The following is a 10,178-nucleotide window of genomic DNA, read 5'->3' on the forward strand; positions in this document are numbered from 1 at the left end:
CTCCGCGGGGCCGGGGGGCACCCACCCCGTCGGCCCGTCGCATTGTCAGTGCGAGCCGATAGCCTGCGGGAACAGTTGACCGATCGGTACGGAGGGGGCCTCCCATGCGGGTACTCGGCGTCGACCCGGGGCTGACCCGGTGCGGTGTCGGCGTCGTCGAAGGTGTCGCCGGCCGGCCCCTGACCATGCTCGGCGTCGGAGTCGTCCGCACCCCGGCCGATGCGGAGCTCGGCCACCGGCTGGTGGCCATCGAGCGCGGCATCGAGGAATGGCTCGACGAGCACCGGCCCGAATTCGTCGCCGTGGAGCGGGTGTTCAGCCAGCACAACGTCCGTACGGTGATGGGCACCGCCCAGGCCAGTGCGGTCGCCATGCTCTGCGCGTCCCGGCGCGGCATACCGGTCGCCCTGCACACCCCCAGCGAGGTCAAGGCGGCCGTCACCGGCAGCGGCCGTGCCGACAAGTCACAGGTAGGAACCATGGTCACCCGGCTGCTGAGGCTTGACGCCCCGCCGAAACCCGCCGACGCGGCCGACGCCCTCGCGCTCGCCATCTGCCACATCTGGCGTGCCCCCGCCGTCAACCGCCTCCAGCAGGCACACGCGGCTGTCGCAGCAGCAGCCCGTACCCCGCGCGTTCCCCGTACACCCGCAGTTCCCGTCCGGAAGGTCCCCCGATGATCGCCTTCGTCAGCGGCCCCGTGGCCGCACTCGCCCCGACCACGGCCGTGATCGAGGTCGGCGGCATCGGCATGGCCGTCCAATGCACGCCGAACACCCTCGCCGGCCTCCGGATCGGCAAGGAGGCCAGGCTGGCCACCTCCCTCGTCGTGCGGGAGGACTCGCTCACCCTCTACGGCTTCGCCGACGACGACGAGCGGCAGGTCTTCGAGCTGCTCCAGACCGCCAGCGGGGTCGGGCCCCGGCTTGCCCAGGCCATGCTCGCCACCCACAGTCCGGACGCCCTGCGGATCGCGGTCGCGGGCGGTGACGAGAAGGCGCTCACCGCGGTCTCCGGCATCGGCAAGAAGGGCGCGCAGAAACTCCTCCTCGAACTGAAGGACAGACTCGGCGAGCCCGTCGGCGCCCACATCGGCCGGCAGGGCATCGGCACCGCCGTCACTTCCTCCTGGCGCGATCAGCTGCAGGCCGCGCTGATCGGTCTCGGCTACGCCACCCGCGAGGCCGACGAAGCGGTCACCGCTGTCGCCCCGCAGGCCGAGGCGGCCCTGGCCGAGGGCGGGCAGGCCCCCGTGCCGCAGCTGCTGCGCGCCGCGCTGCAGACCCTCAACCGCGCGCGCTGACCGGAGCGCGTCACCCCGGGGGAGACCCCGACGCCGGGCCGGGCACCGCACGGCACCGAAACACCCGAGGCGGGACAGACTGAATGAACTGGGACGAGACCGGACCCGACACCGACGAGCGGCTCGACGAGCGCCTCGTCGACGCCGACGCGGACGGCGAGGACACCGCGGTCGAAGCGGCGCTGCGGCCGAAGGACCTCGATGAATTCGTCGGCCAGGAAAAGGTGCGTGAACAGCTCGACCTGGTCCTCAAGGCGGCCAGGGCCCGCGGCGCCACCGCCGACCATGTCCTGCTCTCCGGCGCCCCCGGTCTCGGCAAGACCACCCTCTCCATGATCATCGCGGCTGAGATGGGCGCGCCGATCCGGATCACCTCGGGTCCCGCCATCCAGCATGCGGGTGATCTTGCCGCGATTCTCTCCTCACTCCAGGAGGGCGAAGTTCTCTTCTTGGACGAGATCCACCGCATGTCGCGGCCCGCCGAGGAGATGCTCTACATGGCGATGGAGGATTTCCGGGTCGACGTCATCGTCGGCAAGGGCCCCGGAGCCACCGCCATCCCGCTGGAACTGCCGCCCTTCACCCTGGTCGGCGCCACCACCAGGGCCGGACTGCTGCCGCCCCCGCTGCGTGACCGTTTCGGCTTCACCGGCCATATGGAGTTCTACACCCCCACCGAGCTGGAACGCGTCATTCACCGCTCCGCGCGGCTCCTCGACGTGGCGATAGACGCGGACGGCGCCGCCGAGATCGCCGGACGTTCCCGCGGTACCCCCCGTATCGCCAACCGGCTGCTGCGCCGTGTCCGGGACTACGCCCAGGTCAAGGCCGACGGACGGATCGACCGCGCCGTCGCCTCCGCCGCCCTCGGCGTGTACGAGGTCGACGCGCGCGGCCTCGACAGGCTGGACCGGGCGGTGCTCGGCGCCCTGCTGAAGCTTTTCGGCGGCGGCCCCGTCGGGCTGTCCACCCTCGCGGTAGCCGTGGGCGAGGAGCGCGAGACGGTCGAGGAGGTCGCGGAGCCCTTCCTGGTGCGGGAAGGACTGCTGGCCAGGACGCCGAGGGGGCGTGTCGCGACACCCGCGGCCTGGGCCCACCTCGGCCTCGTCCCCCCCCAGCACGGTGGAAAGGGACAACAGGGCCTGTTCGGGGCGTGATGCGTCACAGGTTCACCCGGACAGGAACCACCGAGCGATGTCGGGCGTTGTTCCAACGATGCGGACTCGCTTAGACTCCGCCGATGCCGCCCGTACAGGTCGGTGTACCCACCCCCGTAGATCAGGCCGCCTTCCAGCGCGGTCGTGCGAAGGAAACTCGTCCCGTGAATCCCGTGACTCTCCTCCCCTTCATCGTGCTCATCGGGGCCATGTTCCTGATGACGCGGTCCGCCAAGAAGAAGCAGGCGGCCGCTGCCCAGATGCGCAATGAGATGCAGCCCGGCACCGGCGTCCGGACGATCGGGGGCATGTACGCCACCGTCAAGGAGCTTCACGACGACACGGTTCTCCTTGAGATCGCGCCCAGCGTCCACGCCATCTACGCCAAGAACGCCATCGGCGCCGTCCTCGACGACGAGGAGTACAACCGAATCGTCCACGGCGACGGCGATGACGCCCTCGACGGCGCGGTCGTGCCGGACGACGCCTCTTCGCTGACCGAGGCCGACACCGACGAGGACACCTCGGACGACGCCAAGATCGACCTGGGCAAGAAGGCCGAGGCCGACGACGCCGAGTCCGACAAGAAGTCCGAGGGCAAGACCGACGGCGAGGCCGACGCGAAGTAGCCCACGACCCGGGGATGCCGTGAGCCCACCGGTATCCGGCACTTCCCGGACCGTGCGATCTTCTGCGGGGGTGGGTCCCCACTACACTTCGTGGCCGCTTGGGCGCGTACCCGGCGCGGGGCGGTTGGACAGGGAGAAACGAGAAGGTGGCAGCACCGAAGAAGAGCCGAGGGCCGGCCGGCGGTCAGGGCAGGCCGGGGCGTTCCCTGGCTCTGATCCTGATCGCCATGGTCGCGCTCACCGGCGGGATGTTCCTGGCTGATCAGCCGACCCCACGACTGGGCATCGACCTGGCGGGCGGCACGTCCATCACGCTTGAGGCGAAGAGCGAGCCGGGCCAGGAATCGGCGATCAACAAGACCAACATGGACACGGCGGTCCAGATCATGGAACGCCGTGTCAATGGTCTTGGCGTCTCCGAGGCCGAGGTCCAGACCCAGGGCAATCGCAACATCATCGTCAACATCCCCAAGGGTACGAACTCCGCCCAGGCCCGTGAGCAGGTCGGCACCACCGCCAAGCTCTACTTCCGGCCGGTGCTGACCGTCGCCCAGGGCACACCCACCCCGGCGCCCAGCGCCTCGTCGTCCGGCAAGCCCAGCCCGTCCGCGAGCCCGAGCGCCTCGGCGTCGGGCAACGGGAAGGCCTCGGCGACGCCGGACGCGAGCGGCTCCACGCAGGGCCGCGCGGTCACCGACGGCCTCAAGGCCGACACCACGCCGAGCCCCAAGGCGAGCGCCACGCCGAAGGCCGACGCCACGCCGTCGGCATCCGCCGCTGACGAGGCCGCCGCCGCCAAGCTGCAGAAGCAGTTCGCGGCGCTCGACTGCTCCAGCAAGGCTTCCCGCGCCGAGGCCGCACGGGGCGCCAAGCCCACCGACACGGTCGTCGCGTGCAGCTCCGAGGGCGACGCCAAGTACGTCCTCGGCCCGGCCCAGGTGTCCGGCACCGACGTGGACAGCGCCAAAGCGGCGATCGACCAGACAAACGGTCAGTGGATCGTTCAGATGGAGTTCACCAAGGGCGGCGCCAAGAAGTTCCAGAAGATCACGGGCCAGCTCGCCCAGCAGCAGTCGCCGCGGAACCAGTTCGCCATCGCGCTCGACGGTGAAGTCGTCTCGGCGCCCTACGTGCGCACGGCACTGAGCGCCAACGCCGAGATCTCCGGCAGCTTCACCCAGCAGTCCGCCGAGGACCTGGCCAACGTGCTCTCCTACGGTGCGCTCCCGCTCTCCTTCAAGGAGCAGAGCGTCACCACCGTCACCGCCGCGCTCGGTGGCGAGCAGCTCCAAGCCGGTCTGATCGCCGGCGCCATCGGTCTGGCCCTCGTGGTCATCTACCTGGTGGCCTATTACCGCGGCCTCGCGTTCATTGCGCTCCTGAGCCTGATGGCCTCCGGCATCCTGACCTACACGATCATGTCGCTGCTCGGCCCGGCCATCGGCTTCGCACTGAACCTCCCGGCAGTCTGCGGCGCCATCGTGGCCATCGGTATCACCGCGGACTCCTTCATCGTGTACTTCGAGAGAATCCGCGACGAGATCCGCGACGGCCGTACGCTCCGCCCGGCCGTCCAGCGCGCCTGGCCGCGCGCCCGGCGCACCATCCTGGTCTCCGACTTCGTGTCGTTCCTCGCCGCCGCGGTGCTCTTCGTCGTCACCGTCGGCAAGGTCCAGGGCTTCGCGTTCACGCTGGGTCTCACCACCCTGCTCGACGTGGTCGTGGTGTTCCTCTTCACCAAGCCGGTCATGACGCTGATGGCCCGTACGAAGTTCTTCTCCAGCGGTCACCCGTGGTCCGGTCTGGACCCGAAGCGGCTCGGCGCCAAGCCGCCGCTGCGCCGCTCGCGCAGTGTCAACGCCCCCACCGACCCGAAGGAGGCGTGAGATGTCGCGACTCGGCAGTCTCGGCGCCCGTCTCTACCGCGGCGAGGTCGGCTACGACTTCATCGGCAAGCGCAAGATCTGGTACGGGATCTCGATCCTGATCACCATCACGGCCATCGTCGCCCTGGCGGTCAGCCACCTGAACATGGGCATCGAGTTCAAGGGCGGCGCCGTCTTCACCACCACGAAGACGAGCGTCAGCGTCGCCCAGGCGGAGGACCTGGCAACGCAGGCCTCCGGCCACCAGGCGATCGTCCAGAAGCTCGGCAACGGCGGTCTGCGCATCCAGATCACCGAGGTCGACACCGCGAAGTCCGACCAGATCAAGGAACAGCTCTCCAAGGACCTCAACGTCCCGACGGAGAAGATCGCCGCCGACCTGGTCGGCCCCAGCTGGGGTGAGCAGATCGCCAACAAGGCCTGGACCGGCCTCGGCATCTTCATGGTCCTCGTGGTGATCTACCTGGCCATCGCCTTCGAGTGGCGCATGGCGATCGCGGCCCTGGTCGCGCTGATCCACGACATCACCATCACGGTCGGTGTCTACGCCCTGGTCGGCTTCGAGGTCACCCCGGGCACCGTGATCGGTCTGCTGACCATCCTCGGTTACTCGCTCTACGACACGGTCGTCGTCTTCGACAGCCTCAAGGAGGGCACGCAGGAGATCACCAAGCAGACCCGGTGGACATACAGCGAGATCGCCAACCGCTCCATCAACAGCACGCTGGTCCGTTCCATCAACACCACCGTCGTGGCGTTGCTGCCGGTCGCCGGTCTGCTGTTCATCGGTGGCGGTGTCCTCGGTGCCGGCATGCTGAACGACATCTCCCTGGCGCTCTTCGTCGGCCTCGCGGCCGGTGCGTACTCCTCGATCTTCATCGCCACGCCGCTCGTCGCCGACCTCAAGGAACGCGACCCGCAGATGAAGGCCCTGAAGAAGCGCATCCTCGCCAAGCGTGCGGCAGCCGCCGCCAAGGGCGAGTCCGCCGAGGACGAGCCGTCGAACGACGACGAATTCCCGGAGGACACCGCACCTGCCGCCGCGGTCGTCGGCCAGCGCCAGCAGCCCCCCAGGGGCCACGGCCGGACCTCGGGGAAGCGCCGATGACCAGCACCACCGAGAGCACGAGGGAACTCCTGCTCAGCCGGATCCGCGACGTGCCGGACTATCCGAAGCCGGGCGTGATGTTCAAGGACATCACGCCGCTGCTCGCGGACCCGCTCGCGTTCACGGCCCTCACAGACACCCTCGCGGAGCTGTGCATCCGGCACGGCGCCACGAAGGTCGTCGGTCTGGAGGCCCGCGGCTTCATCCTGGCCGCGCCGGTCGCGGTCCGGGCGGGGATGGGATTCGTTCCCGCGCGCAAGGCGGGGAAGTTGCCCGGAGCCACCCTCAGCCAGGCGTACGAGCTGGAGTACGGCACCGCCGAGATCGAGATCCACGCGGAGGACCTGTCCGCCGACGATCGGATCATGGTCATCGACGACATCCTCGCGACCGGTGGCACCGCCGAGGCCTCGCTGGAGCTGATCCGGCGGGCCGGTGCCGAGATCGCGGGCGTCGCGGTCCTCATGGAGCTCGGCTTCCTGGACGGCCGTGCCCGGCTGGAACAGGGGCTGGCGGGTGCTCCGCTGGAGGCACTAATCCACGTGTGAGTACCGCATGCACGAATTGGGTGTCCAGGATTCTCCTGGGCACCCGATTCGCGTTTGCGCATCAGCATCACTATTGAGCTCAAGAACGGCTCAAAATTGAGCTCAAGAACGACTCAAAAATCGATGCCGGGTTATGTGACTCCCTGATTGGATCTTCCTGATGCCGCTAATCGGCATCTCAACGGGAGGAACCACATGAGGATTTCGCGCAGGATCGCCACGGGGGCGGTTTCCCTTATTTCCTTTGCAGCAATCGCTGCGGGCGCCGCTCCTGCGAGCGCAAGCCAGACGGTCGCGCCCGCGCCGACCACCCTGGGCGCGAAGGGCGTCTGCATTGGTTGGAAGAACGCAGGGTCAATCCCGGGGAAGTGGAGCACGCTCAACGATGGCTGTGCCCACTTCGGTTTCAAGGGCATGAAGATGGTCTACGGCTGGAAGGTTTTCAAGGGCAGCAGCATCTGTGTGCAGGTCGAGGGCTTCAATGCCAAGGGGAAGAAGACCTGGTACAAGGCCGGCTGCGGGAAGAGCGGCGAGATAACAGTGCCGTGGGGCAACGTTGCCGCGAACAAGGAGATGAAGGTCAAGGGGGCAGCGCTCTTGCGGTGGAACTGAGGCATCGCCCGACTCCGGTCGGGCTCACGTGCGGCGAGCTGTGGCACTGACGGGGCATGGTGGGAGGGGGCCGGGCCTCTCCGCCCTCACCATCTGAACTACGCTCTGATGCGAGCACTGGCTCGGCGCTGCACAGTTGGGCGGGGCCGGTCTCCTGCCCAACGGCACACGAGGGCTATTGCCACACCTGAAGGCGAGGGACGGGCACCCGGGAACAACCGGGTGCCCGTCGGCGTTGTGAGGGCTCTCACGGTCCCCGGGGGAGGACCGGCCACAAGGTCGATACGATGGCCTTCCGGGTATCCGGATCCGCATGAGGAGCGCTCTTGCCAGACGAGGCCCAGCCAGTCGCCGCCCCGCAGCCTGACAAGCCGGTGGCGGTGCCAGCCGCGCCCGGGAAGAAGCAGGCCGCGGAGAAGTCGAAGCCTGCGGCCCCCGAGCCCGGCACGGGCCCGGAGCGGGGCAGTGCCCCGGCGCTGCGGCCCGCGCCCGCTTCGCCCGCCCAGCCTGCCGCCCCCGCCTCCCCGGCCGCGTCCGCGCCGAAGCCCCCGGCGAAGCCCGTTGCGAAGCCGGTCACCCCACCCGCTCCCGCGACCCGCTCCGGCGGCTCCTCCAACCGGGTACGGGCCAGGCTCGCCCGCCTCGGTGTGCAGCGCTCCAGCCCGTACAACCCGGTGCTCGAACCGTTGCTGCGCATCGTCCGCAGCAACGACGCCAAGATCGAGACCGCCACGCTGCGCCAGATCGAGCGCGCCTACCAGGTGGCCGAGCGCTGGCACCGCGGCCAGAAACGCAAGAGCGGCGACCCGTACATCACGCACCCGCTCGCCGTCACGACGATCCTCGCCGAGCTGGGCATGGACCCGGCGACGCTGATGGCCGGACTGCTGCACGACACGGTCGAGGACACCGAGTACGGCCTGGACACCCTGCGCCGGGACTTCGGCGACCAGGTCGCCCTGCTCGTCGACGGTGTCACCAAGCTGGACAAGGTCAAGTTCGGCGAGGCTGCACAGGCCGAGACCGTACGCAAGATGGTCGTCGCCATGGCCAAGGACCCCAGGGTCCTCGTCATCAAGCTCGCCGACCGGCTGCACAACATGCGCACCATGCGCTACCTCAAGCGGGAGAAGCAGGAGAAGAAGGCCCGCGAGACGCTTGAGATCTATGCCCCACTGGCACACCGCCTGGGCATGAACACCATCAAGTGGGAGCTGGAGGACCTCGCCTTCGCGATCCTCTACCCCAAGATGTACGACGAGATCGTCCGCCTCGTCGCCGAGCGGGCCCCCAAGCGCGACGAATACCTCGCCATAGTGACCGACGAGGTCCAGGCCGACCTGCGCGCCGCCCGGATCAAGGCCACCGTCACCGGCCGGCCGAAGCACTACTACAGCGTCTACCAGAAGATGATCGTGCGGGGCCGGGACTTCGCCGAGATCTACGACCTGGTGGGCATCCGGGTCCTCGTCGACACCGTCCGCGACTGCTACGCGGCGCTCGGCACCGTCCACGCGCGATGGAATCCGGTCCCCGGCCGGTTCAAGGACTACATCGCGATGCCCAAGTTCAACATGTACCAGTCGCTGCACACCACGGTGATCGGCCCCAGCGGCAAGCCCGTCGAGCTGCAGATCCGTACGTTCGACATGCACCGCCGCGCCGAGTACGGCATCGCCGCGCACTGGAAGTACAAGCAGGAGGCCGTCGCGGGCGCCTCCAAGGTGCGTACCGACGTACCCAAGAACACCGGTCGCGGCCAGGACACCGTCAACGACATGGCGTGGCTGCGCCAGCTCCTGGACTGGCAGAAGGAGACCGAGGACCCCAGCGAATTCCTGGAGTCGCTGCGCTTCGACCTCTCCCGCAACGAGGTCTTCGTCTTCACGCCCAAGGGCGACGTCATAGCGCTCCCCGCGGGTGCGACGCCGGTCGACTTCGCGTACGCGGTGCACACGGAGGTCGGCCACCGGACCATAGGAGCACGGGTCAACGGGCGGCTCGTACCGCTCGAATCGACCCTCGACAACGGCGATCTGGTGGAGGTCTTCACCTCCAAGGCGGCCGGCGCCGGACCCTCCCGGGACTGGCTGGGCTTCGTCAAGTCGCCCCGCGCCCGCAACAAGATCCGTGCCTGGTTCTCCAAGGAGCGCCGTGACGAGGCGATCGAACAGGGCAAGGATGCCATCGCGCGTGCCATGCGCAAGCAGAACCTGCCGATCCAGCGGATCCTGACCGGTGACTCCCTGGTCACCCTCGCCCACGAGATGCGCTACCCCGACATCTCGTCACTGTACGCGGCGATCGGCGAGGGCCACGTGGCCGCGGCCGGTGTCGTACAGAAGCTGGTCCAGGCGCTTGGCGGCGAGGACGCCGCCAACGAGGACCTCGTGGAGAGCGCGCCGCCCTCCCGCAGCCGCCACAAGCGCCGCTCCAACGCCGATCCGGGTGTCGTCGTCAAGGGCGTCGAGGACGTGTGGGTCAAACTGGCCCGCTGCTGTACGCCGGTCCCCGGCGACCCGATCATCGGCTTCGTCACCCGCGGCAGCGGCGTATCCGTGCACCGCGCCGACTGCGTCAATGTCGACTCGTTGTCGCAGCAGCCGGAGCGGATCCTGGACGTCGAGTGGGCGCCCACCCAGTCCTCGGTCTTCCTGGTCGCCATCCAGGTCGAGGCACTGGACCGGTCGCGGCTGCTCTCGGACGTCACCCGCGTTTTGTCCGACCAGCACGTCAACATCCTGTCGGCCGCCGTCCAGACCTCCCGTGACCGGGTGGCCACCTCGCGCTTCACCTTCGAGATGGGCGACCCGAAGCACCTCGGACACGTGCTGAAGGCGGTACGGGGCGTGGAGGGCGTCTACGACGTCTACCGCGTCACCTCGGCCCGCAGGCCCTGACCGACGACCTCGGGCATGGACAAGGCCCCCTGTGC

Annotated in this window: 9 protein-coding genes; all 9 read left to right on the forward strand. The window is 68.8% G+C overall.

The window, feature by feature from the left end:
* Positions 1–104 precede the first annotated feature (104 nt).
* The 9 genes from ruvC (at position 105) to ABTZ94_RS33190 (ending at position 10,143) form a co-directional block, all read left to right on the forward strand.
* Positions 105–680, forward strand: coding sequence for a crossover junction endodeoxyribonuclease RuvC (gene ruvC / locus ABTZ94_RS33150; protein ID WP_351206440.1), 576 nt, complete (start codon positions 105–107; stop codon positions 678–680).
* On the forward strand, positions 677–1,303 hold the full coding sequence (gene ruvA, locus ABTZ94_RS33155) for a Holliday junction branch migration protein RuvA (protein WP_351206442.1): 627 nt from the start codon (positions 677–679) through the stop codon (positions 1,301–1,303). Before ruvC ends, ruvA begins: the two co-directional genes overlap by 4 nt.
* 83 nt (positions 1,304–1,386) lie before the next feature.
* Entirely contained in the window at positions 1,387–2,460 is a 1,074-nt protein-coding gene (gene ruvB / locus ABTZ94_RS33160) for a Holliday junction branch migration DNA helicase RuvB (RefSeq protein WP_351206444.1), read from the forward strand.
* A 164-nt stretch (positions 2,461–2,624) separates the two neighbouring features.
* Complete coding sequence (gene yajC, locus ABTZ94_RS33165; protein ID WP_351206446.1) at positions 2,625–3,089, forward strand: preprotein translocase subunit YajC; 465 nt, start codon at positions 2,625–2,627, stop codon at positions 3,087–3,089.
* Positions 3,090–3,235: 146 nt separating this feature from the next.
* A complete protein-coding gene (secD, locus tag ABTZ94_RS33170) occupies positions 3,236–4,975 on the forward strand; it encodes a protein translocase subunit SecD (protein WP_351206448.1) in 1,740 nt (579 codons plus the stop codon).
* 1 nt (position 4,976) lies between these two features.
* Positions 4,977–6,083 carry a protein translocase subunit SecF gene (secF, locus tag ABTZ94_RS33175; RefSeq protein WP_351206450.1) on the forward strand — a complete coding sequence of 369 codons (1,107 nt, stop codon included), beginning with the start codon at positions 4,977–4,979 and terminating at the stop codon, positions 6,081–6,083.
* A complete protein-coding gene (locus ABTZ94_RS33180) occupies positions 6,080–6,631 on the forward strand; it encodes an adenine phosphoribosyltransferase (protein ID WP_351206452.1) in 552 nt (183 codons plus the stop codon). The genes secF and ABTZ94_RS33180 overlap by 4 nt, the downstream gene beginning before the upstream one ends.
* Positions 6,632–6,826: 195 nt before the next feature.
* The gene (locus ABTZ94_RS33185) at positions 6,827–7,243 is read left to right on the forward strand and encodes a hypothetical protein (RefSeq protein ID WP_351206454.1); all 417 of its coding nucleotides are present in this window, start codon (positions 6,827–6,829) and stop codon (positions 7,241–7,243) included.
* 326 nt (positions 7,244–7,569) lie between these two features.
* Positions 7,570–10,143: a RelA/SpoT family protein gene (locus tag ABTZ94_RS33190; protein ID WP_351206456.1), complete on the forward strand. Its 2,574-nt coding sequence runs from the start codon at positions 7,570–7,572 to the stop codon at positions 10,141–10,143.
* The last annotated feature ends 35 nt before the right edge of the window (positions 10,144–10,178 follow it).

Source organism: Streptomyces sp. NPDC002785, assembly GCF_040295565.1.
Lineage (GTDB): Bacteria > Actinomycetota > Actinomycetes > Streptomycetales > Streptomycetaceae > Streptomyces.

Coding starts and splice junctions, on each gene's coding strand:
- ruvC (WP_351206440.1), top strand. CDS start 105: ATGCGGGTACTCGGCGTCGACCCGGGGCTGACCCGGTGCGGTGTCGGC.
- ruvA (WP_351206442.1), top strand. CDS start 677: ATGATCGCCTTCGTCAGCGGCCCCGTGGCCGCACTCGCCCCGACCACG.
- ruvB (WP_351206444.1), top strand. CDS start 1,387: ATGAACTGGGACGAGACCGGACCCGACACCGACGAGCGGCTCGACGAG.
- secF (WP_351206450.1), top strand. CDS start 4,977: ATGTCGCGACTCGGCAGTCTCGGCGCCCGTCTCTACCGCGGCGAGGTC.
- ABTZ94_RS33180 (WP_351206452.1), top strand. CDS start 6,080: ATGACCAGCACCACCGAGAGCACGAGGGAACTCCTGCTCAGCCGGATC.
- ABTZ94_RS33185 (WP_351206454.1), top strand. CDS start 6,827: ATGAGGATTTCGCGCAGGATCGCCACGGGGGCGGTTTCCCTTATTTCC.